General features: G+C 69.9%; 18 protein-coding genes. 8 read left to right on the top strand and 10 right to left on the bottom strand.

Features of this window, described 5'->3' with window-relative positions; genetic code table 11:
• Positions 1–9 precede the first annotated feature (9 nt).
• From Pmi06nite_RS06875 to Pmi06nite_RS06860, 4 genes are all read left to right on the top strand, one after another.
• A complete protein-coding gene (locus Pmi06nite_RS06875; protein WP_203952024.1) occupies positions 10–1842 on the top strand; it encodes a methylmalonyl-CoA mutase family protein in 1833 nt (610 codons plus the stop codon).
• The gene (gene scpA / locus Pmi06nite_RS06870) at positions 1839–4019 is read left to right on the top strand and encodes a methylmalonyl-CoA mutase (RefSeq protein WP_203952023.1); all 2181 of its coding nucleotides are present in this window, start codon (positions 1839–1841) and stop codon (positions 4017–4019) included. Before Pmi06nite_RS06875 ends, scpA begins: the two co-directional genes overlap by 4 nt.
• Positions 4020–4027: 8 nt before the next feature.
• Positions 4028–4990 (top strand): methylmalonyl Co-A mutase-associated GTPase MeaB, encoded by a 963-nt coding sequence (gene meaB / locus Pmi06nite_RS06865; protein WP_203952022.1) that lies wholly within the window; start codon positions 4028–4030, stop codon positions 4988–4990.
• A gap of 154 nt (positions 4991–5144) precedes the next feature.
• Positions 5145–7124 carry a CehA/McbA family metallohydrolase gene (locus tag Pmi06nite_RS06860; RefSeq protein WP_203952021.1) on the top strand — a complete coding sequence of 660 codons (1980 nt, stop codon included), beginning with the start codon at positions 5145–5147 and terminating at the stop codon, positions 7122–7124.
• Between the two features lie 11 nt (positions 7125–7135).
• Here Pmi06nite_RS06860 and Pmi06nite_RS06855 read toward each other — a convergent pair whose 3' ends face one another.
• From Pmi06nite_RS06855 to efeU, 7 genes are all read right to left on the bottom strand, one after another.
• Positions 7136–7756, bottom strand: coding sequence for a hypothetical protein (locus tag Pmi06nite_RS06855; protein ID WP_203952020.1), 621 nt, complete (start codon positions 7754–7756; stop codon positions 7136–7138).
• Positions 7743–9329, bottom strand: a complete 1587-nt coding sequence (locus Pmi06nite_RS06850) for a VWA domain-containing protein (RefSeq protein ID WP_203952019.1) — start codon at positions 9327–9329, stop codon at positions 7743–7745. The genes Pmi06nite_RS06855 and Pmi06nite_RS06850 overlap by 14 nt, the downstream gene beginning before the upstream one ends.
• Entirely contained in the window at positions 9326–10492 is a 1167-nt protein-coding gene (locus Pmi06nite_RS06845; RefSeq protein ID WP_239113730.1) for a toxic anion resistance protein, read from the bottom strand. The genes Pmi06nite_RS06850 and Pmi06nite_RS06845 overlap by 4 nt, the downstream gene beginning before the upstream one ends.
• Before the next feature lie 26 nt (positions 10493–10518).
• Positions 10519–11634: a hypothetical protein gene (locus tag Pmi06nite_RS06840; RefSeq protein ID WP_203952018.1), complete on the bottom strand. Its 1116-nt coding sequence runs from the start codon at positions 11632–11634 to the stop codon at positions 10519–10521.
• A gap of 186 nt (positions 11635–11820) precedes the next feature.
• Positions 11821–13077, bottom strand: a complete 1257-nt coding sequence (gene efeB, locus Pmi06nite_RS06835; protein ID WP_203952017.1) for an iron uptake transporter deferrochelatase/peroxidase subunit — start codon at positions 13075–13077, stop codon at positions 11821–11823.
• Positions 13074–14213, bottom strand: coding sequence for an iron uptake system protein EfeO (efeO, locus tag Pmi06nite_RS06830; protein WP_203952016.1), 1140 nt, complete (start codon positions 14211–14213; stop codon positions 13074–13076). Before efeO ends, efeB begins: the two co-directional genes overlap by 4 nt.
• A 32-nt stretch (positions 14214–14245) precedes the next feature.
• A complete protein-coding gene (gene efeU / locus Pmi06nite_RS06825; protein ID WP_203952015.1) occupies positions 14246–15097 on the bottom strand; it encodes an iron uptake transporter permease EfeU in 852 nt (283 codons plus the stop codon).
• A gap of 230 nt (positions 15098–15327) precedes the next feature.
• Between efeU and Pmi06nite_RS06820 the strand changes: the two genes are divergently transcribed.
• Positions 15328–16302 (top strand): hypothetical protein, encoded by a 975-nt coding sequence (locus Pmi06nite_RS06820; RefSeq protein ID WP_203952014.1) that lies wholly within the window; start codon positions 15328–15330, stop codon positions 16300–16302.
• A gap of 168 nt (positions 16303–16470) precedes the next feature.
• Here the strand turns inward: Pmi06nite_RS06820 and Pmi06nite_RS06815 are convergent, their stop codons facing one another.
• Positions 16471–16743: a TFIIB-type zinc ribbon-containing protein gene (locus tag Pmi06nite_RS06815; RefSeq protein WP_203952013.1), complete on the bottom strand. Its 273-nt coding sequence runs from the start codon at positions 16741–16743 to the stop codon at positions 16471–16473.
• Positions 16744–16766: 23 nt separating this feature from the next.
• The gene (locus Pmi06nite_RS06810) at positions 16767–17771 is read right to left on the bottom strand and encodes a phosphotransferase family protein (protein WP_203952012.1); all 1005 of its coding nucleotides are present in this window, start codon (positions 17769–17771) and stop codon (positions 16767–16769) included.
• Between the two features lie 60 nt (positions 17772–17831).
• On the opposite strand from Pmi06nite_RS06810, the gene Pmi06nite_RS06805 reads away from it, so the two are divergent.
• Entirely contained in the window at positions 17832–18728 is an 897-nt protein-coding gene (locus tag Pmi06nite_RS06805) for a TIGR03619 family F420-dependent LLM class oxidoreductase (RefSeq protein WP_203952011.1), read from the top strand.
• 122 nt (positions 18729–18850) lie between these two features.
• Here Pmi06nite_RS06805 and Pmi06nite_RS06800 read toward each other — a convergent pair whose 3' ends face one another.
• On the bottom strand, positions 18851–19894 hold the full coding sequence (locus Pmi06nite_RS06800; RefSeq protein WP_203952010.1) for an LLM class flavin-dependent oxidoreductase: 1044 nt from the start codon (positions 19892–19894) through the stop codon (positions 18851–18853).
• Positions 19895–20046: 152 nt separating this feature from the next.
• On the opposite strand from Pmi06nite_RS06800, the gene Pmi06nite_RS06795 reads away from it, so the two are divergent.
• Together Pmi06nite_RS06795 and Pmi06nite_RS06790 are read left to right on the top strand one after the other, a co-directional pair.
• Entirely contained in the window at positions 20047–20826 is a 780-nt protein-coding gene (locus Pmi06nite_RS06795; RefSeq protein WP_203952009.1) for an HAD-IIA family hydrolase, read from the top strand.
• A gap of 141 nt (positions 20827–20967) precedes the next feature.
• Entirely contained in the window at positions 20968–21600 is a 633-nt protein-coding gene (locus Pmi06nite_RS06790) for a hypothetical protein (protein ID WP_239113729.1), read from the top strand.
• Positions 21601–21894 lie beyond the last annotated feature (294 nt).

Raw genomic sequence — 21894 nt, 5'->3', positions numbered from 1 at the left:
ATCCGGTGCATGACGGTGCCGCCTCACGATCTCGCCGACCTCGTCTCGGACTTCCCGCCCGCCTCCCGGGAGCAGTGGCGGGACCTCGCCTTGGGCGTGCTACGGAAGTCCGGGCTCGCCGTTCCGGCTGACATGCCCGGCGAGGCCGCCGGCCCAGGCGGCTCCGGTGACGCCGCCGGGGTGGAGGCGGCCCTGTCCACCACGACCTACGACGACGTCCGGATCGCTGCGCTCCACGACCCGTCCGACCTCCCGGAAGGGCCGCGCGTCGTCCGCTCGACCGGCCGGTGGGACGTACGGCAGCGGCACGCGGATCCCGATCCCGACGTCACCCGGGCGGCGATCCACGCCGATCTCGAGAACGGCGCCACGTCGATCTGGCTCGACCTCACCGCCCTGGACCCCACGGCGCTGCCCGACGTGCTGCAGAACGTCTACCTCGACCTCGCCCCCGTGGTCCTCGACGCGGGCAGCCGCACGGGCGAGGCCGCGGAGATCTTCCTCGACCTCGCGGCGGGGACGGCACTGGCGGGAGGCAATCTGGGCGCGGATCCGATCGGCCTCGCCGCACGGTCGGGCGTGCCCGCCGGCGACATGGGAGGGGCGGTCTCGCTCGCCCGCCGGTGCGCGGACGACCACCCCGGCCTGCGCGCGATCACCGTCGACGCGCTCCCCTACCACGACGCGGGCGGCGGCGACGTGGAGGAACTCGGCTGTTCGGTCGCGACGGGGGTGGCCTACCTGCGCACGCTGACGGACGCGGGGATGCCCGTCGAGCGGGCGCTGGAACAGCTCGAGTTCCGGTACGCGGCCGGCGCGGACCAGTTCCTCACGATCGCCAAGCTCAGGGCGGCCCGGAGGATGTGGGCCCGTGTCGTCCAGGTGGTCGGCGGATCGGCGGAGCAGCGCCAGCACGCGGTGACCTCCTCGGCCATGATGACCGTCCGCGACCCCTGGGTGAACATGTTGCGCACCACCCTCGCGTGCTTCGGCGCGGGCGTGGGCGGGGCCGACGCGGTGACCGTCCAGCCGTTCGACGCGTGCCTGGGCCTGCCGGACGGGTTCGCCAGGCGGATCGCCCGCAACACCCAGTCGCTGCTCATGGAGGAGTCGAACGTCGCCCGGGTGATCGACCCGGCGGGCGGTTCCTGGTACGTCGAGCGGCTCACGGCCGACCTGGCGGACAAGGCGTGGGGGTGGTTCCAGGAGATCGAGGGAGCGGGCGGGATGGCCGACGCGCTGGAGCGGCTCGTCCCCGAACGGCTGGCGGCCACCCGGGCGAGCCGGGCCGCGAACATCGCGCACAGGCGCGACCCCATCACGGGCGTCAGCGAGTTCCCCGACCTGAAGGAACGCCCGGTCACCCGGAAGGGCGGCCACGGGCTCGCGCGGAGGGCCGTGCACGGAGGGCTTCCCGCCGTGCGGTACGCCGAGGAGTTCGAGGCGCTGCGCGATCTGGCCGACGCACAGGAGGCCCGCCCCACCGTGTTCCTCGCCACCATCGGCCCCGTGGCCGTCCACACGGCACGAGCCTCGTTCGCGGCCAACCTCTTCGCGGCCGGAGGGATCGCGACCGTGACCAGCGGGCCGGGCACCGACCCTGCGGCCATGGCCGAGGCCTTCCGCGACTCAGGCACCTCCGTCGCGTGCCTGTGCTCCAGCGACCGCCTGTACGGCGAGCACGCGGCGGCCGTGGCGGGTGCGCTCAGGGAGGCGGGGGCCGCCACGATCTGGCTGGCGGGAAAGGGCCACTATGAGGGTGTGGACGCCACGCTCCACGCCGGATGTGACGCGCTCGACGTGCTCCGCACGACCTTCGACGACCTGGGAGTGAGCCGATGATTCCGGATTTTTCGGCAATTGGGCTGAAGTCGGAGGCGGAAGCCGTACCGGATCTCGGTGACCGGCCCGGCGCCGGTGCGCCTGATTCCGATGCGCCCGGATCCGGCGAACAGGTGTGGGAGACGCCCGAGGGGATCGCGGTGAAGCCGTTGTACACGGCCGCCGACCTCGACGGGCTGGACTACCTGCCGACCTATCCGGGCATCGCGCCGTTCCTGCGCGGGCCGTACCCCACCATGTACGCCACCCAGCCGTGGACGATCCGCCAGTACGCCGGGTTCTCCACGGCGGAGGACTCGAACGCCTTCTACCGGCGCAACCTCGCCGCCGGGCAGAAGGGCCTGTCCGTCGCCTTCGACCTCGCGACCCACCGGGGCTACGACTCCGACCACCCCCGGGTCGCGGGCGACGTGGGGATGGCGGGGGTGGCCATCGACTCCATCTACGACATGCGGCAACTGTTCGACGGGATCCCCCTCGACCGGATGAGCGTGTCGATGACCATGAACGGCGCGGTGCTGCCGATCCTCGCGCTCTACATCGTGGCGGCCGAGGAGCAGGGGGTGACGCCCGACCGGCTCGCGGGGACCATCCAGAACGACATCCTCAAGGAGTTCATGGTCCGCAACACCTACATCTACCCGCCGGGCCCGTCGATGCGGATCATCTCCGACATCTTCGAATACACCTCGCGGAACATGCCGAAGTTCAACTCGATCTCGATCTCCGGCTACCACCTCCAGGAGGCGGGGGCGACGCTCGACCTGGAGCTCGCCTACACGCTCGCCGACGGAGTGGAATACCTCCGCGCGGGCGTGGGGGCCGGGCTGGACATCGACGCGTTCGCGCCGCGCCTGTCGTTCTTCTGGTGCATCGGCATGAACTTCTTCATGGAGGTCGCCAAACTCCGCGCCGCCCGCCTGCTCTGGGCGACTCTGGTCAGAGGCTTCGGCGCGAAGAACCCCAAGTCGTTGTCGCTGCGGACGCACAGCCAGACCTCCGGCTGGTCGCTGACCGCGCACGACGTCTTCAACAACGTGGTCCGCACCTGCGTCGAGGCGATGGCCGCCACCCAGGGGCACACCCAGTCCCTGCACACGAACGCGCTGGACGAGGCGCTCGCGCTGCCGACCGACTTCTCGGCCAGGATCGCCCGCAACACCCAGCTGCTCCTCCAGCAGGAGTCGGGGACCGGCAGGGTGATCGACCCCTGGGGCGGCTCCTACTACGTCGAGCGGCTGACCGCCGAGCTCGCGCGCAAGGCGTGGGGCCACATCCAGGAGGTCGAGCAGGCGGGCGGCATGGCCCGCGCCATCGGTGAGGGGCTGCCCAAGCTCCGCATCGAGGAGGCCGCCGCCAGGACCCAGGCCAGGATCGACTCCGGCCGCCAGCCGGTCATCGGGGTCAACACCTTCCGCCCCGAGGCGGACGAGCCCATCGAGGTGCTGAAGGTCGACAACACGGCCGTGCGGAACCAGCAGATCGAGAAGCTGCGCAGGCTCCGTGAGGAGCGCTCACCCGCCGCGGTGGCCGAGGCGCTGGAGGCGCTGACGAAGGCGGCGGCCGGTGGCGGAAACCTGCTGGAGCTTGCGGTGGCCGCCGCCCGTGCCAAGGCCACCGTCGGGGAGATCTCGGACGCGCTGGAGAAGGTCTTCGGACGGCACGCCGCGGAGATCCGTACGATCTCCGGTGTGTACCGCCAGGAGGCCGGCGACGCGGTGGACGAGGTCCGCGCGGCGTGCGCCGAGTTCGAGAAGGCCGAGGGCCGCAGGCCCCGGATCCTGGTCGCCAAGATGGGCCAGGACGGCCACGACCGCGGCCAGAAGGTGATCGCGAGCGGCTTCGCCGACCTGGGCTTCGACGTGGACGTCGGCCCGCTGTTCCAGACGCCCGAGGAGGTCGCGCGCCAGGCCGTCGAGGCGGACGTGCACGTCGTCGGCGTCTCGTCGCTGGCCGCGGGACACCTGACCCTGGTGCCCGAGCTGAAGCGGGCCCTGGGCGAGCTGGGGGCGGACGACATCATGATCGTGGTCGGCGGCGTGATCCCGCCGGGCGACATCGACGAGTTGAGGGCCGCGGGCGCCGCCGCCATCTTCCTTCCCGGCACGGTGATCGCGGACGCCGCCCTCGAGCTCCTCAAGGACCTGTCCACCGGCCGTCGCCCCTCCTCTCCGTGACGACCTCCGTGACCACGCACGATGACTACCTCCGGGGCGTGCTGAAGGGCGACAGGCGCGGGATCGCCCGGGCGATCACTCTGGTGGAGTCGACCAGGCCCGACCACCGGGAGCTCGCCCAGCGGCTCCTGGTGGAGCTGACGCCGCACGCGGGGAAGGCCCGCAGGGTGGGCGTCTCCGGCGTTCCCGGCGTCGGCAAGTCCACCTTCATCGAGGCGCTCGGCACCTCCCTCACCGCGCGGGGGCACCGGGTGGCCGTGCTCGCGGTCGACCCGTCGTCCAAACGCTCGGGCGGCAGCATCCTCGGTGACAAGACGCGCATGGGGAGGCTCTCGGCCGACCAGAACGCGTTCATCCGCCCGTCGCCGACGGCGGGGACCCTCGGCGGCGTCGCCACGGCCACCCGGGAGGCGATGGTCGTCGTCGAGGCGGCGGGGTACGACATCGTGCTCGTCGAGACCGTCGGGGTCGGCCAGTCCGAGACCGCGGTGGCCGACATGGTGGACACGTTCCTCCTGCTCACCCTCGCCCGTACGGGTGACCAGCTGCAGGGCATCAAGAAGGGCGTCCTGGAGCTGGCCGACGTGATCGCGGTCAACAAGGCGGACGGCGAGCACGAACTGGCCGCGCGCAAGGCGGCCAGTGAGCTCGCCGGGGCCCTGCGGCTGCTGCGCTCGTCCACGCCCGTCCTCACCTGCAGCGGCATGACCGGCGCCGGGCTCGAGGAGCTGTGGAGCCAGGTCGTGCGCCATCAGGAGGGCGTCGACCTGGCGGCCAAGCGCAGCCGCCAGCAGGTGGAGTGGACCTGGGCGCTCGTCCGCGATCGGCTCCTCTCCCGGCTGGGTGAGAAGGCCGCCCCCATCGCGCCCGCGATCGAGCGGCAGGTGCTCGACGGCACTCTCACCCCGTCGCTGGCTGCCGACCGCATCCTCGGGGCGTTCCTGCCGGACCGGGAAACACGCTCCGAATAGCCGCCCGGCGGGGACCGATTGACGTTCGGGGTATCACCTTTACTCCCCGGTCGTATAGATGCCTACCCGCCTGCCCTTTAATGCACGATTGCATATTTGCCGAGGTAGAACGCCTGCGGAGACGATCGCGGTGTCGTCGAAGCGGGGAGGCACGATGCATCAGGATCCGATGACGCCGCCACCGGTCGCGCGGGCTCTGGAGGAGTACCGGGCGCTTCTGGCCGAGCACGGGCTCACCTGGGGCGAGCCGCCGGTGCCCTACGTGCGGTTGATGCCCTTTCTCCGGTTTCCCGAGGAGGCCGGCAGGATGGACGCCCCGGACGGGCTCGACGAGCTCGGCGAGGCGTTCCGCCGGGTGCTCGACGGCGGGGTGCCCAGCGGGCTGACGGTGCTCAGGCTGTCCGCGCACGGGCACCGGCTCGAGGCCTCTGCCGTGGGCGCCGTCCTGTCCGCGGACCCCCTGCCCGTCATCCTGCTCGTCGACTCCGCGCTGGACGCCGGGATCGTGGTGACCGTCGACGGCGTGCCGTACGAGATCCGGCCGCGCGGCGCCAGGTTGCTCGAGGCCACGAACTCCTCCACCGTGACCGTCGGCGGTGAGGCGGTGGACCTGTCGGGCCTGACACGCGCCGCCGTTCCCGCGAGGCTGCGGTTGCGCGCCGGGTTCCCGTGCCGCTGGACCGTGCTCTCGGAGGGCGGGCAGGGGTGGTATCCGAAGGGGGCGCCCCGCCGGCGGGACTACCACGGCATCCCCTTCTTCCATGGTGACGACCTCGTGCTCGACGTCCCGGCCGCCGAGCCGCTGACCGTCCGCGTCGGCCGCGGCATGGAGTACGGCACGGAGGAGGTGACCGTGACCCCGCGGGCATGGTGCGAGACGCTCGTCGAGCTGACGCCTGAGCGGATCTTCGACGCCGCCGCACGCGGGTGGTACGGCGCGGACCTCCACGTCCACCTCAACTGGGCGGGCGACCTGGTCGCGGGACCCGCCGACGCGGCGGCGGCGCAGCACGGCGAGGACCTGCACGTGCTCAACCTCGTCGCGGGCAACGTCTCAGGCGAGCGCGTCTACGACCGGGAGGCGCTCCAGCACTGGGCCGGGCGCGATTTGCCGTGGTCGGACGCCACCCACATCGCGCGCATGGGCGTCGAATACCGCAACGACCTGCTCGGGCACGTCCACGCCTTCGGCCTGGCCGCGCCGCCGTCGATCTATCACACCGGCTTCTCCGACGCCCCCGACTGGCCGCCCAACGCCACGGCCTGCGGCGAGCTGCGCGAGCTGAACGCGGTGCTCGGATACGCCCACCCGTTTCACGGGCCCGTCGCCTCGCCGGAGGACGTCATCGCCGGCGGGCGGCGGAACTGCTCGGGACGGGCGCTCGTCGTCGACGCCGCGCTCGGCCTGATGGACGGCATGGAGCTCCTGCACTTCTCCGAGCTGTCCGGCACCGTGGAGGTCTACCGGAGGCTGATCGGCGCCGGCAACCGGCTCGCCGCGCTCGCGGGCACCGACACGATGCTCTCCTTCACCCGTCAGGAGACGGTCTCCAACCCGCCCGGCTGGGAGCGGGTCTACGCCCGTACGGACGGCCCCCTGTCGGCCGAGTCGTTCGCCCGTGCCGTACGGCAGGGCAGGACCTTCGCCACCAACGGCCCCTGGCTCGAGCTGACGGTGGACGGCAACGAACCTGGGGAGACGCTCGACCTGTCTCCGGGCGACCGCGTGACGATCACGGCGCGGGCGAACGGCCACGGGGTGGAACGCCTGGAGCTCCGGACGGCCGACGGCGTGCTCGCCGCCGGTCCGGAAGGCGAGCTCGTCACCTCTCTGGTCGTGGACGCCCCCACCTACGTGGTGGCGGTGGCGACGGGCCGCGGCCACCCGCTGGCGGCGAACGGGCAGACGTTCGCCCACTCCAGCCCCGTCTATCTCGACGTCGCGTGCAGGCACGTCGCGCGGCCCGAGGACGTCCGCTGGTGCATGAGGTGGCTGGACCTGCTGGAGGACCTCGTGAGCGGTCACGCCCGGCTGGAGGACGCCGCGCAACTCGACGACCACCTCGACCTCATCGAGAAGGCCCGCACGGTCTACGCGGCGCGCCTGGCGATCACGTCTGACCGGCACCCCTGATTCACCGGCTGTCACAGGTCGAGCTGGGAGCCCCCGAACCGGTCCCGCAGGAACCTGCCCTGGTCCCTGAGCGCCTGCTCGTCGCCCTTGTAGACGGCGTCCGCGATGGTGGCGAGACCCTTGTCCAGCAGGTCGAGCTGGGTGATCAGCTCCTCGTGCGCACTGCGCTCGCGCTCGCCCCGGCGAGTCAGGGCGTACGACCTGGGCAGGTTCGCGTAGGCCTCCAGGCTCGTCGGGAGGTAGTCGCGGATCGCCTGGGACACCACGTGGAGCTGGTCGGGGGAGGACGTGAGCGCCTCGGCCCTGGCCAGGATGTCCCGCAGGATCCCGGCCAGCCCCTCCACCCTGGCCACGACGTCCTCGGGGAACCTGGCGCCCGACACCTTGGACACGAGCGCGTCGAGGTCGGCCCGGAGCTGTTTCGTCTCGACCTCCGCGTGGGAGATCGTCAGCCGCACCCGGTCGGGCGGCGTCAGCAGCGCGCCGACCCCGTACAGCCCGCCGACGACGACGGGCCACAGGGAGCCCGCCAGACCGAGGAAGTGCAGCACGAGGCCGCCGATGGCCAGACCCGAGCCGACGATGTTCTTCGTCGACCCGAGGTAGCCGAGGATCCGGTCACTGGTAGCCACGGATCTCCTTGAACGCCGACGAGAGAGAGCCCTCACGGGCGTCGAAGGTGGCTCCGCCGGTGAGGGCGGCCACCTTGCCCATCTCCTCCACGTCGCTGTCGCCGAACAGGACCACGAAGGTCCGGACGTTCTTCGGCGTCGTGCCGTAGTACGCGGCGAAGTCCTCGTAGGACGAACCGTCGGTGTTCTCGCCGTCGGTCATCAGCACGATCGAGGTGAAGTCGCCGTCGCTCGGTTGGAGCGCCACCGTGTCGTAGGCGGCCCTGAGGCTGTCGTAGATCGCGGTGCCGCCCTCGGCGGCGAGGCTGTCGCCGTACGACCTGATCTGGCGCAGGACCGGGTCGGGACTCGTCTCCGGCACGGTGAACGTCCGCGGGAGGCCAGGGTGTGAGTTGAACGGCAGCAGTGTGACGGTCTCGCGGTCGCGGAACCGGGAGAACTGCCCGGACGCGGAGGTGTCCGCACCGGTCAGCGTGCTGAGCGCCTGCTTGAGCGACGCGATCCGGTCACCCCCCATCGAGCCGGAGGTGTCGAGGACGAAGAGCGTCCGTGAGGGGCGGCGGACCTGGTTGAGGTACGCGCTGATCAGCTCGTCGGCGGCGCTGCGCCGGTTGGGGAAGGGCAGCTCCACGAGCTGGGCCGAGCCGAACCTCTGGTCGGGCCGGACCTCGGGCACGATCGGCCGCCGGAAGGTCGTCGTCATGATCTTCCGCTGGACGTCCGGCGTGCGCAGCCAGGTGGCGAGCTTGCCGTACAGGTCCTTCTTGGCGGAGGAGGCGAGGAGCGTGAGCGGATAGTCGGCGGTCACCACGCCGTCGCTCGGGTAGATGATCGTGAGCGGCTCCTTGACCCTGCCCTCCAGGCCGAGCAGCACCGACTCGTAGTTGATCAGGCCGTCGACCGACTCCTGCTTCGCGTACGCGTCGGCCAGCCAGCCCGACGAGCCCGCGGTGAGGGTCTGGGCGGAGAAGAACTCCTTGAGCTTCGGCGTCGCCGCCGCGATCTGCGCCTTGTCCAGCGCCTCGCCCGCGTCGGAGAGGGCGGCGGTCACCCCGACCAGGGCGGAGAAGCCCGAGTTGGACGACGCCGGGTTGGTCATGCCGAACGTGAACTTCTTCTCCCTGGCCGCCGCCGCGATGTCCGCCCACGTGACCTGCTTGGTGTCCCAGCCGAGGGCGTGGGCCTTGCTCGACTTCAGCCCCAGCAGGACGGGGGAGACCATGACCTTGGTCTGCGTCGACAGCCGGGCGGGCGCCCCGTCGATCAGCGAGAGGTAGCGGTTGGAGGAGAACCACGTGGCGTCATAGTGGCCGTCGGCGCCGCCGCTCGCGACCATCTCGGCGCCGTCGAGGGTCCCGGTGTAGGTCAGCGCCACCCGGACGCCGACGGCCCCGGCGGCCTCCTTCAGCAGTGGTTCCAGGTCCTTGACCTCGCTGCCGGCGAGGACGCGCAGGACGTCCGGCCCGTCCTGGTTCGCCGCTTCGCCGTCGTCGCCGCCGCAGGCGGCGGCTGTCGCCGTGATCAGCACGGCGAGGAGGGCGGCGGCGATCCGCCTGCCCGTGAACCGGATCATGAGCCGATCGCCTCGTCGCCGCGGCGGGCCCGCTCCAGGTAGGTCTTGGCGTGGTCGATCTCCAGGGTCAGGCTGTCGACCGTGACCGCCATGCTCTCCACGGCCTTGGCCTTGAACGTGTCGATCATGTCCATGGTCGAGTAGATGTTGTCGAACGCCTTGCGCAGCGCGTCCATGTCCACCGAGGTGGAGGCCGCCTGCGTCTGGATCTGCCCGGCCTGGGTCTTCAACATCTCGCTGGTGGCGAGGATCAGGTCCGAGGTCGTGGCGTTCAGCGCGGAGATCTGGTCGAGCACGAGCTTCTGGTTGGCCAGCGCCTGGGCGACGGTGACGGCGGTGCGCAGCGCCGAGACGGTCGTGGTCGTGGCGCGGTCCACGCCCTTGATGAGCTCGAGGTTGTTCTTGCGGATCAGATCGAGCGCCAGGTATCCCTGCGCGGAGACGGCGAGCTGGGTGAGCAGGTCCTGATGCTTCTGCCGTACGCCGAACAGGGCGTCCGAGCGCAGCGCCGTCGCCTTCTCCTGGTCGGTCAGCTCGATCTCGTTGATCTTCTGCTCCAGAGCCGAGTCGAGCGCCGCCGCGAGCACCGCGTACTCCTGCAGCTTGGTCATCGACTCCCAGAGGTTCGCCTTCTCGCCCTCGATCGCGGCGTTGTCCTTGAGCAGCTCGTCCTGCCCCGACTTGAGGGCCCGGATGATGTCGTCGATGTGCTTTTGCGCGCTCTGGTACTTCGCGAAGTAGTCGCGCAGCCTGTCGCCGAAGGGGATGAGGCCGAGCAGGCGTTTCGTCCCGCTGGCGGCCTGCTTGGGGTCGAGGTCCACGATCGTACGGCGTAGCGCCACGAGCTGGTTGGCCACCTGGACCTGGCCGTCGGCGCCCTCGCCCTTGGCCGAGGCGAGCGCGGCGACCGGGCGCTTCAGCATGCGGTTGGCGACCTGTGAGGACGCCCTGATCTCCGAGTCGCCCATGGAGGAGATGTCGTGCACCTTCTTGGTGAACTCGGGCGACCGCGGGTCGATCGTGGCGAGTTCCTCGGCGAATCCCGCCGCCTTCTGGGCCAGTTCGGCGCCGCGCTCGTCTGGCAGCGGCAACATCGTGGCCGCCTTCTCAGCCGGCACCGCCGCCACGGGAGCGGGCGGAGTCAGCACCAGGTCGTTGGACACTGTTCGGTTCTCCTTTAGGGGGTGGTTCACGAGGAGGGCTTGCCGCTCGCCAGGTAGCGCTGCTCGATGGTGGAGATCAGCCGCTCCAGGTGTTCGTAGGTGGGCGGCTCGACCACGTCGACGAGGCTGCCGGGTATCCCGGCCTTGGACGAGGCCACCAGGTCCGCGAAGACCTTCGGGTCCGCGGTGCGGAAGCCGTACCGCGTCTCCAGCCGCGCGAACTCCGGATCCTCCTGCAGCAGCCTGCCGACCTCGGCGGCGTCGTCGTTGAACGGCACGAGCGTGTGCTTGCTCAGCACGGTCGGGGACGGGTAGAGCAGCCGCATGTCCGGCCGGATGGCCCCGTCGCCGGCGAACAGATGGGAGGCGTACTGCGCCTCGTAGATGACGACCATCGGCGTCTTCCCCGCGCCCATCGCGAGGTAGTCCTCGAACGGGGCCTCGCTCGACGACTCCGAGTAGCCCTGGTCGAGGAACAACGGGGAGATCGTCTCGGCGACCTTCGTGGTCTGCGCCGAGGAGTTCACGACGTCGTCGCCGTTCGCGACGTAGCTGGTGATGGCCAGGTACATGGCGGCCGAGTTGGACGTCCGCACGTCGGTGGTGGTGAGCAGGACGCGCTTACGCGCCGGGTAGGCCGTGTTGCCCGGCAGGGCGTCCCACCGGGTGCCCTTCGCGACCATGTCCAGATATTTCTTGACATCGAGCACCTGGTAGCCGGAGCCCGAGTCGCGGACCACGCCCGCCTTCGTCAGCACGTCCGCGATCGGCTCGAAGGTGGCGATCGCCATCGGCGAATAGAAGGGCGAGAACGTGCGCGCGGCCTTCCGATCCGACTTGATCTTCTCCGCGGCAGGGACGCTGGAGGGGAAGGCGAAGTCATATTTGCCGAGGTCGACCGAGGTCGCGATCTGCCTCGACCCGGCCGTGTCGACCTCGACCCGCAGTCCGTGCTTGGCGAACGCCGCCTGGACCTGCGGGTCGTCGAAGAAGGGCTTCTTCTCCGATCCGATCACCCCGCGGACCGTCCTCAGACCCTTCGCGTCACCCTCGTCCCCGTTTCCCCCGCCGCCCAGGACGAGGGCCACGACGACGGCCCCGCCGAGGAGCAGCGCCAGTCCGACGCCGATCCATCGCTTCATTTGTTGTTCCTTCGCCCGCTCCCGTAGGCCGGTACGGCCTGGCTCCCGGATTATTCAGCCGTCTCGGAGATCACATGGGAATCGCCGTGAGATTGCGGGATAACGCCGGGATAAGCAGAGAAAACCGGAATACACCGGTCCAGGGAAGGAACTGCAGGGGAAATTCAGCGGCCGTTCACTGGAGTTTCACGCGAACAGCGTTCGTCCCCAGAAATCGCCGCCGTCGGTGACACCCGGCGGGCACGCGAACAGGCCGCTGGAGACGTGCTGGATGTATTCGTTCAGCGAGTCCTTGGCGGCGAGCTCCGTCTGGATGGGGACGAACTGTTTGCGCGGGTCACGCTGGTAGGCCATGAAGAACAACCCGGCGTCGAGCCGTCCCAGGCCATCGGACCCGTCGACGAAGTTGTAACCGCGTCGCAGCAGGCGGGCCCCGCCGTGGATGGACGGGTGCGCCAGCCGTACGTGGGCGTCGGCGGCGATGACGGGCAGGCCGTCCGGGCCGGTCTTCGCGAAGTCGGGCTGGTCGAACTCGTCCTTGCCGGTGAGCGGGGCACCCTTGCCCTTGTCGCGCCCGAAGATCGACTCCTGCTCGGTGAGCGACGTCCGGTCCCAGGTCTCGATGTGCATGCGGATCTTGCGGGTGACGAGGTAGCTTCCGCCGTCCATCCACGCGGGCCCGTCGCCGGAGGCCGCCCAGACGTGGTCGGTCAGCATCGAGGTGTCCTCGAGCTTGATGTTCTCCGTCCCGTCCTTGAACCCCATCAGGTTGCGCGGAGTCGCCTGCGCCCTGGAGGTCGAGGAGGTGCGGCCGAAGCCCAGTTGCGAGTAGCGGACCGACACCCTGCCGAACCCGATCCTGGCCAGGTTGCGGATCGCGTGCACGGCCACCTGCGGATCGTGCGCGCAGGCCTGCACGCAGATGTCTCCACCGGAGATGTCGGCCGAGATCTTCTCTCCGGGGAACGGCGGCAGGTCGGCCAGCGCGGGGGGCCGGCGATCGGCCAGCCCGAAGCGCTTGTCGAACAGCGACGGGCCGAAGCCGACGGTCAGGGTCAGGCCTGACGCGGGCAGGCCGAGGGCCTCGCCCGTGTCGTCCGGCGGTGCCTCGGGAGACCCGCCGACCGCGCCGAACGTCCCCGCGTCCTTCCCCTGGGTCATCCGCGCGGCCGCGGACGTCCAGTCCTGGAGCAGGTCGAGAAGTTCGGCGCGGTCCGAGGTGATCACATCGAACGCGACGAAGTGCAGCCGGTCCTGGGCCGGGGTGATGATGCCCGCCTGGTGCGCGCCGTAGAACGGGAACGGGTCGGCCGTCGACGCGGCGTGGGCCGCGGGCTCGTCGATCAGCGAGCGGGTCACCACGGCGCCGGCGCCGGCGGCGGCCACGCCCGCGATGCCTGCGGCCCCGAGGCCGAGCAGCCCGCGTCGGCTGATCCGGGTCACTGGGCGATCACCGCCGCGACCTTGCTGATCGGCTCGGCCAGCGCGTTGATGGTGTCGGAGAGCTTCTTCAGGTCGTCCTTGGTCAGCTCGTTGTGCAGCTTCCACCCGTCACCCTGGCGGTGGACCTCGAGAGCGGCCTCGGCCGCGGCGAACTTCTCGTCGAGCGTCTTCACGAGCGCGGGGTCGCGCTCCTCGAGGACGGGCCGCAGTGCCTGGACGGCCGCCTGGGAGCCCTGGAGGTTGGCGTCGAAGTCCCACAGGTCGGTGTGCGAGTAGCGGTCCTCCTCACCGGTGATCTTGCCGGTGGCGACCTCGTCGAGGAGTTCCTTCGCGCCGTTGCCGAGCTGCACGGGGGAGAGCGTCGCGGCGTTCGCCTTCTGCGTGATCGTCGTGACGTCGGCGATCAGCTTGTCGGCGAGCGGGCCGTCCTTGCTGATGTCCTTGTCGACCCACAGGTCCTTCTCGATCCTGTGGTAGCCGGTCCACTCCTGGCCCTTCTCGACGTCGTTCTCGCGGGCGTCGATGGCCGGGTCGAGATCGCCGAACACCTCGGCGACCGGCTCGATGCGCTCCCAGTAGGTCCTGGCGACGGGGAAGAGCGCCTTGGCCTTGTCGACGTCGCCCGCCTTGACCGCGTCCACGAACTCCTGCGTCTTGGTGAGCAGGGTCTCGGACTGGGTCTGCACGTACCGCTTGTAGCTGGCGGTGGCGTCGGCCAGCTTCGCGTCGTCGGTCAGCGGCTTGTGCTCGCCGGTCACCGTGAGCGGGTTGCGGATGCCGTTGCCGATCATCCCGGGCTTGCAGGCGGTCTCGTACGTGCCGGCGGGCAACTCGACGATGACGTCACGGGTGAGGCCGGGGACGATGTTCTCGACCTCGCCCATCACGCGGTCGCCGGCGGCGTACACGTAGAACTCGGTGACCTTGCTGCCGCCGTTGGTGATGGTGAACGTCGAGGTGCCGGCGGGGAGCTGGGTCGAGGCGACCTTGCAGTCGGTGTCGCTGGCCGCGACGGCGATCTTGCCGGGCTTGGCCTGGCCGCTCGACGCCGTGGTGGGGTTGTCAGCACTGGAGCACGCCGCGGCGAGAAGCCCAAGGGAAGCGATGGCGACTGCGACAGCGGGGGTGGTGCGCATCAGGTACTCCAGAAAAAGTAAGAAAACGAGTCTCAGGAAGCGGTGACGGGAGGCGTTGGGGACTTCGCGGCAGGCTTGGCCGGTCGCCGGCCTGCGGGAAGGAGGAACAGGACCAGGACAGGCACGGCGTAGACGACCCAGGCGACGGTCTCCAGGACGGTCGGCTGAGCGGTGATGTTGAACATGCCGCTGAGCAGTGCCGAGTACCACGCGCTCGGGTCGAGGACGCCGCTGATGTCGAAGGCGTGGGTGGCGAGGCCGCCCACGACACCCGACTCCTGCAGGTCGTGCACGCCGTACTTGAAGATGCCGGCGGCGACGAGGATCAACAGGAGGCCGGTCCAGGTGAAGAACTTGGTGAGGTTGATCCGCAGCGCGCTGCGGTAGATGCCCCAGCCGAGAGCGACGGCCGTGAGCAGACCCAGGCTGATGCCGATCAGGGGAGTGGCGGTCGTGGTGGCGCCCTGCACCGCGGCGAACCACAGGAGCGCGGTCTCCAGCCCCTCACGCGCAACGGTAAGGAAGGCCATGACGACGACCGCGCCCGCGCCGAGTTGGAGCGCCTCGCTCAGCTTCTCGCGGAGCTCGCCCGACATCCGGCGTGCCGCCGTCCGCATCCAGAAGACCATGAAGGTCACGAACACCGTGGCGGCCAAGGACGTCACGGCGTCGAAGAACTCGTGTTGCTGCGAATCCAGATGGGCGGCGGTGAAGGTGAGCAGCGCGCCGAAGCCGACGGAGAGCAGCACGGCGGCGGCGACGCCCGCCCACACGAGGGGGAGCCTGTCACGACGGTCGCTCTTGACCAGGAAGGCGACCAGAATGGAGACCACAAGGGTGGCCTCCAGGCCTTCTCGGAGGCCGATGAGGTAGCTCGCGAACACAGGGCCCTCCGGGGGTGGGGTTAGCCTCACCTAAATTAGGTCAGGGTTACCTTACTCGCAAGAGGCGATCGTCGATGTGACGGGGGTAGTCATCTGTCACCTCAAGGGTCGCCTGAGACCAGCGGACGTCAGGCGCACGTGTCGCCGTGAGGCGTGTCGGCCGAGAGGTGCCCGTATCGACACTTCGCGTACATTGACACGCCCTGACCAATCCGGAAAAAGTGGTGCAGGTGATCACCTCTCGGCTCACGGTCGTCTCCCTGGCCGCGATGCTCGCCCTGGCGGCCTGCACCGGAGACAACGGCTCTGACAACTCCGGCTCGGCGGCGGCCTCGGGCGCGCCATCGCAGGCCTCGCAGGACTCCCCGCCCTCATCGCCGCCGGTTCCCGCGGGGATGACGCCCGAGGCGTACCAGATCGATCTGGATACGGCGGGCAAGCCCGTCGGCGCCGCGCTCGCGGCCATCGCCAAGGCCCGCACGTTCAAGTCGCTCGACCAGCGGATCCAGAAGGCGCAAGACGCCGTCGACGGTGCCGTGGACCGGCTCGGCGACCTCCAGGCGCCCGCGGAGACGAGCCCGCAGCATGAGGGCTACGTCGAGGCGCTGCGCCGGATGGACGGCGAACTGGTCACGATTCGCGACGCGATCAGCGATCAGTCCCTCTGCACCTCCGCGGCGGTGCTGGCCCGGCTCGGCAAATCGGACGAGTTCACCGGGCTCAAGGAGGCCGGCGCCGCGCTCGCGGACAAGGGCGGCAACTACAGCAGTGCTGCGATCGGTCTCAAGCCGCCCAAAGAGCGGTCCCGCCGCCTCGGCAACGGGACCGTGGTGAGCTCGCGCATCCGTGGCGGACGGGGAAGCCTGACCATCAAGAACGGAGGCACGCAGGACGGCGTCGTCACCCTCCTCAAGGGCAAGCAGAAGGCCGTCAGCGTGTACGTGCGGAAGAAGTCCACCGCCAGGGTCTCCAACATCAAGGACGGCAGCTACCGCGTCTACTTCACCACCGGGGCCGACTACGACCGCGCGGCGCGCGCCTTCACCCGGAACTGCACCTTCGAGCGGTTCGAGGACTCGTTGCCGTTCCGGACGACGTACACGGCCACGCAGGTCCGCTGGAGCACCTGGACGATCACCCTCAACCGGGTGAAGGGGGGCAACGCCCGCTCCAGCGCCGTGAACCCGGACGACTTCCCATCCTGACCGGCTCGTCCCAGGTCGGCTACGGCCCGGCTACGGCCGAGGTGTGACGTCGGCCAGGTTGTGAGGTACAGCGCGATGTGAGGCCCGCCGGGATGTGATGTGAGGCCCGCCGGGATGTGAAAAGGCCGCGGTCGGGAGACCGCGGCCTTTCTCATGAAGTTCGGGGGCTCAGCTGGAGAAGAGCATGCCCACCCAGCTGCGGTTGCGGTGACCGTGGTGGCCGTAGTGGCCGCCGTGCCCGCCGTGCGGCGCGCCCCAGGCGGGGCCACCGGGGGCGGGCGGGGGCGCGTACTGCTGCTGCGCCCACTGGGTCTCCATCCGGGTCAGCGTCTCCAGCTCGCCGTAGTCGAGGAAGATCCCCTTGCAGTTGTCACACTGCTCGATGTGGATCCCGTTGCGGTCGAACATCCGCATGTGGCCCCGGCACTTGGGACACTCCATGACTAACCCTCTCCCTCTCGTCTCTAGCCGGCCGCCGCGACGATCCTTCCGCAGGAAGACACCAGGGCCGCGGCCACCTCGTCGAGGGCGCTTCCCGCCCTCATCGCCGTAGCCGTGGCCGTCGCGGCCAGTTGGACGGTCAACGCCCGGGCCGGCAGGTCGAGTTCCCGCCAGGGGTCGTCATGTGACACGGCGGTTCCGCCCGCACCGATATATGCGGATAAGAAGGTGTGCCACAGGTCGGGATCGAGCAGTCCGGACGCGAACCACGCCGCAGGACGCGCGAGATCCCACGCGGGATCGCCCACGCCCAGGTCGTCCGGGTCGATGAGCAGCCACGCACCCTCATGGCGGACGAGTTGCCCGAGGTGCCAGTCGCCGTGTGTCAGCGCGAGCCGGGCGCCGGGCGGCGGGCCGCCCTGATCGGCGGCGCGAAGCGGTCCCGCGAGAGTCTCGTACGCCTGCCGGATCCGCATGACGTCCCTGATCTGCCAGGTGTCCGCCGAGTCGGCGACCCGGGCGAGTTCGGCGATGGCCTTGCCCAGCCGATCGGGGCCGCCGGCCTGTGGAATCCCGCCGGGCGGAGGGGTGGCGTGCAGCCGTGCGAGCAGCCGTGCTCCCCCTTCCCAGGCGTCCTGCGGCATCGTCCCATCGGCGAGGTCGTCAGGGGAGAGGGCCTCGCCGGCGGGCCAGATCGTGACAAGCCGGTCGCCCGCGTGTTCCGGTCGCTCGGGATGTTCCGGCTGCTCGCGGTGTTCTGGCTGCTTGCGGTGTTCCGGGCGTTCGCGGTGCTCCAGGTGCTCCAGAGCCAGGGGCGCGAGCATCACTCCCGGCAGCCCGCGGGCGGCGTCCAGGCGGCTGCGCAGATCACGCTCGACGGTTCCGGGCGGGTGGGCCTTGACCACCACGTCGCCGACCCGCACGACCAGCACGCGGGTGTCCTTGAGCACCGTGACGGGCCCGTCGCCGGGCGCGAGCCGTACGAGTTCGTCGATGAGCGTCGCCGAGGCGGCGTCCTCCTTCAACATGATCAGCCGATGGGGGCGAGGAGATGCTGATCGTTCACCGCTCTAGCCTAGGGTGCCGGTATGAAGATTGGCTTTGCCGTTCCGGTCTCTGGCTCGTGGTCCACGCCGGAGAACATGAAGAAGGTCGCGCGCCGGGCCGAGGATCTCGGCTACCACGAGCTGTGGACCTTCCAGCGGCTGCTCCACCCGGCCGAGAACCCGCTCGCGCCGGCCTACCGCAGCGTGCAGGACCCCACTGTCGTCCTTTCGTTCCTGGCCGGGCTCACCGAGCGGATACGACTCGGCGTCGCCGTGCTGAATCTGCCCTTCTACTCGCCGGCGCTGCTGGCCAAGCAACTCGCCACTCTGCAGATCGTCTCCGGCGGCAGGCTGGACGCGGGTTTCGGCCTGGGCTGGCTCCCCGAGGAGTTCATCGCCTCGGGGGTCCTGCTCGAGCGGCGCGGAAAGCGGTCAGAGGAGGCCATCGAACTGCTCCGGAGATTCTGGACCGAGGACCTGGTCCAGCACGAGGGTGAGTTCTACGAGGTGCCCCCGGTGAACCAGGCCCCCAGGCCGTCCACGCCGCCGGCGATCCTGCTGGGAGGAGCCGCTCCGGTGGCCCTCCGACGCGTGGGGCGGCTGGCGGAGGGGTGGATCAGCTCCAGCCGGGCCGACCTGTCGAAGATCGATGAGCAGATCTCCATCGTGAAGGAGGCGGCCGGCGAGGCCGGGCGTGACCCGGCCGCGCTCCGGTTCATCGTCCGCGGCGTCACCCAGCCGGGCAGGGACGCCGCGGGACCGCTGGTCGGGCCGTACGCGAAGATCCGTGAAGACGTCGAGATGCTCGCCGCCAAGGGCGTGACCGAGGTGTTCCACGACCTCAACTTCAATCCCGAGATCGGCAACCCCGACGCCGATCCGCGGGAGTCGATGTGCCGTGCGGAGGAGGCGCTGGAGGAGCTCGCCCCGGCTTCGTGAGCGTCGCCGTGCTCACCTCGGCGCTCGTCCCGGGGCGCTTTTGTCCTCGCGTCTCATCCGTCACACATCGTGCCGGCGTACGGCATGCCGTCTCACGCCATGCCGTCTCACGCCATGCCGTCTCACGCCATGCCGTACGCCTTCGCGATGAGCTCGTAGGACCGCCGGCGCTCCGCCGCGCCGTGGACCATGGTCGTGATCATGAGTTCGTCGGCGCCGGTGCGCTTGCGGAGCTCCTCCAGGCCGTTCCTGACGGTCTCGGGATCGCCGTACACCGTGGTGGAGAGGCGATCGCGGACGAACTCGGCCTCCAGAGGCGAGTACTGGTACTCCTGCGCGGCCTCCGGCGTCGGGAACCGGCCCGGACGGCCGGACCGCAGGCGCAGGAACGAAAGCGCGCCGGGCATGGCCTGGCGCAGGGCCTCCTCGTCGGTGTCGGCCGCGATGGCGGCGACCCCGATCATGGAGTACGGCTCGTCGAGCACCTCGGACGGCTGGAACGTCGACCGGTAGAGGTCCAGCGCGGGCTCGGTGTTGGCGGCGCTGAAATGGTGCGCGAAAGCGAACGGGAGTCCGAGGATCCCGGCCAGTTGCGCGCTGAAGCCGCTCGAGCCGAGGAGCCAGATCGGCGGGCGGGTGGCCGAGGCGGGCACGGCCTGGATCTTCGCGTACGGGTGCCCGGCGGGGAAGGAGCCGTCGAGGAAGCCGGTGAGCTCGGCCAATGCGCGCGGGAAGTCGTCCGGATCGACCTCGGCGGAGCGGCGCAGGGCGTTGGCTGTCGCCATGTCGGTGCCGGGAGCACGGCCGAGCCCGAGGTCGATGCGCTCGGGATGCAGCGCGTGCAGGGTCCCGAACTGCTCGGCGATGACCAGCGGAGCGTGGTTGGGCAACATCACCCCGCCGGACCCGATGCGGATGGAGCGGGTCGCCGCCGCGAGGTGTGCGATGACGACGGCCGGTGAGGAGCTCGCGATGCCCGGCATGCCGTGGTGCTCGGCGACCCAGATCCGGTGGTAGCCCCACTCTTCCGCGCTGCGGGCCAGCTCCGTGGCCTCGGCGAGCGACTCGGACGGGGAGCTTCCCTCGCTGACGATCGCGAGCTCCAGAATCGACAGCGGTACCTCGGCCGACCCGTGCGGCACACCGCGGATGTTGTCCTTGCCCATGGAGGGGCTAACCGGCGGCCGGCTCCGGTTATTTCCGGGAGTCCCGGGTTTTCCAGCGGAATTCCGGCTGTTTCTCGGGGTGGCCCACTTCCGGGTCCCCTGGGACGATCTCCGGTTATGCCGGACTCCGGCCGAGCTGACATGCTGGGCACATGAGCGAGCGAAAGCCGATCGAATCCTGGTTGTCCGACATGGACGGAGTACTGGTTCACGAGGGTCAGCCGGTGCCGGGCGCCGACGAGTTCATCAAGCGTCTGCGCGAGTCCGGGAAGCGGTTCCTCGTCCTCACGAACAATTCGATATACACCCCCAGGGACCTGTCCGTACGGCTGCGCGCGGCGGGGCTGGAGGTGCCGCCGGAGGCGATCTGGACGTCAGCGCTCGCCACCGCCAAATTCCTGGCCGCTCAGCGGCCCGAGGGATCGGCCTACGTGATCGGCGAGGCGGGTCTCACCACGGCGTTGCACGAGGTGGGCTACGTGCTCACCGATCTCGATCCCGACTACGTCGTCCTCGGCGAGACGCGGACCTACAGCTTCACCGCGATCACCCGGGCCATCCGGCTGATCGACAACGGCGCTCGGTTCATCGCGACCAACCCCGACGCCGTGGGACCCTCGAACGAAGGTTCGCTGCCCGCCTGTGGCGCCGTGGCCGCCATGATCACAAAGGCCACCGGGGTGGACCCCTACTTCATCGGCAAGCCCAATCCGATGATGATGCGCAGCGCGCTCAACCAGATCGACGCGCACAGCGAGAGCACGGCCATGATCGGCGACCGGATGGACACCGACGTCGTGTGCGGCATCGAGGCGGGCCTGCACACGTTCCTCGTGCTCACCGGAGTCACCCAGAAGGAGCAGATCGACCGTTACCCGTTCCGGCCGTCCCAGGTGGTCACCTCGGTGGCCGACCTCATCGATCTGGTCTGAACGGCTTGAGCCGGCCCTGGACCGGGCCTGAGCTGGGCTGGTCTGATCCGGCCTGGAGAGATGTGGCGTAGATCGGTTCGCTCTGGGGTCGGGGCCGAAACCTGTCAGGCCCTGGCAGGTTTGCGTGTGATGCTGGGCGACATGAACCGCGTGTATCTCGAGCTCGGCCCCAAGAAGGTTTTCGCGTGCTCGGTCGACTGGCCGGGCTGGTGCAGGATCGGCAAATCCGAGGAGGCCGCCCTCGAGAACCTGATGCATTACGTCGAGAGATACCGGGTCATCGCGGGGCGGGCCGGCCTGGACTTCGATCCCGGTGACCCCGTCGTGGTGGAACGGGTCAAGGGCGATGCGATCACCGACTTCGGCGCGCCCATCGCCATGCCCGATCTCGACCAGGAGCCGATCCCGGAGGACGAGGCGACTCGCGCCGTCGCGCTGATCAAGGCCTCCTGGGCCGTGTTCGGGGAGGTCGCCGCGGTCTCGCCCGAGGAGCTGCGCAAGGGCCCCCGAGGAGGCGGCCGAGACCGCGACAAGATGGTCTCCCACGTGATCGAGGCCGAGCGCGCGTACGCCAGGAAGATCGGCGTACGGCACAAGCCCCTGAAGGACGAGGCGGCCCTCGCCGCTATGCGGACGGAGATCGCCGATGTCCTCGGCCGGCCGTCGGCCGGTGGGTTGATGGTCGAGCAGGGCTGGTCCGCCCGCTACGCGGCACGCCGCATCGCCTGGCACGTCATCGACCACATCTGGGAGATGGAGGATCGGGCCGTCTAAGGGTCCCGCACTGGACCGAATCGGATGCGCTGAGTCGGATGCGCTGAGTCGGATGTGCTGAGTCGGATGCGCTGAGTCGGATGCCGTGGCACGCGGGATTGCCACATGTCGATTCGCGGCGTGATTTAGCGCTGCCGACCTCGCCGGCCCCACTAGTTCTGTTGACCGCCGAGGGCATTTTTGGCGTGTGGTGGCCTTACGGCGTGATCGCTGATCTTCGCGCGTGGATCCCCCGCGTGTCTGATTGCTCTATATGCGTGCGAATCAGCGTCGGATGCGGCTGGTGTAGGTGTA

This window comes from Planotetraspora mira, assembly GCF_016863275.1.
Lineage (GTDB): Bacteria > Actinomycetota > Actinomycetes > Streptosporangiales > Streptosporangiaceae > Planotetraspora > Planotetraspora mira.
This window is presented reverse-complemented; position numbering and strand designations above follow the sequence as displayed.

Coding starts and splice junctions, on each gene's coding strand:
- Pmi06nite_RS06875 (WP_203952024.1), top strand. CDS start 10: ATGACGGTGCCGCCTCACGATCTCGCCGACCTCGTCTCGGACTTCCCG.
- scpA (WP_203952023.1), top strand. CDS start 1,839: ATGATTCCGGATTTTTCGGCAATTGGGCTGAAGTCGGAGGCGGAAGCC.
- Pmi06nite_RS06860 (WP_203952021.1), top strand. CDS start 5,145: ATGCATCAGGATCCGATGACGCCGCCACCGGTCGCGCGGGCTCTGGAG.
- Pmi06nite_RS06850 (WP_203952019.1), bottom strand. CDS start 9,329: ATGATCCGGTTCACGGGCAGGCGGATCGCCGCCGCCCTCCTCGCCGTG.
- Pmi06nite_RS06840 (WP_203952018.1), bottom strand. CDS start 11,634: ATGAAGCGATGGATCGGCGTCGGACTGGCGCTGCTCCTCGGCGGGGCC.
- efeO (WP_203952016.1), bottom strand. CDS start 14,213: ATGCGCACCACCCCCGCTGTCGCAGTCGCCATCGCTTCCCTTGGGCTT.
- Pmi06nite_RS06815 (WP_203952013.1), bottom strand. CDS start 16,743: ATGGAGTGTCCCAAGTGCCGGGGCCACATGCGGATGTTCGACCGCAAC.
- Pmi06nite_RS06810 (WP_203952012.1), bottom strand. CDS start 17,771: ATGTTGAAGGAGGACGCCGCCTCGGCGACGCTCATCGACGAACTCGTA.
- Pmi06nite_RS06805 (WP_203952011.1), top strand. CDS start 17,832: ATGAAGATTGGCTTTGCCGTTCCGGTCTCTGGCTCGTGGTCCACGCCG.
- Pmi06nite_RS06800 (WP_203952010.1), bottom strand. CDS start 19,894: ATGGGCAAGGACAACATCCGCGGTGTGCCGCACGGGTCGGCCGAGGTA.
- Pmi06nite_RS06795 (WP_203952009.1), top strand. CDS start 20,047: ATGAGCGAGCGAAAGCCGATCGAATCCTGGTTGTCCGACATGGACGGA.
- Pmi06nite_RS06790 (WP_239113729.1), top strand. CDS start 20,968: ATGAACCGCGTGTATCTCGAGCTCGGCCCCAAGAAGGTTTTCGCGTGC.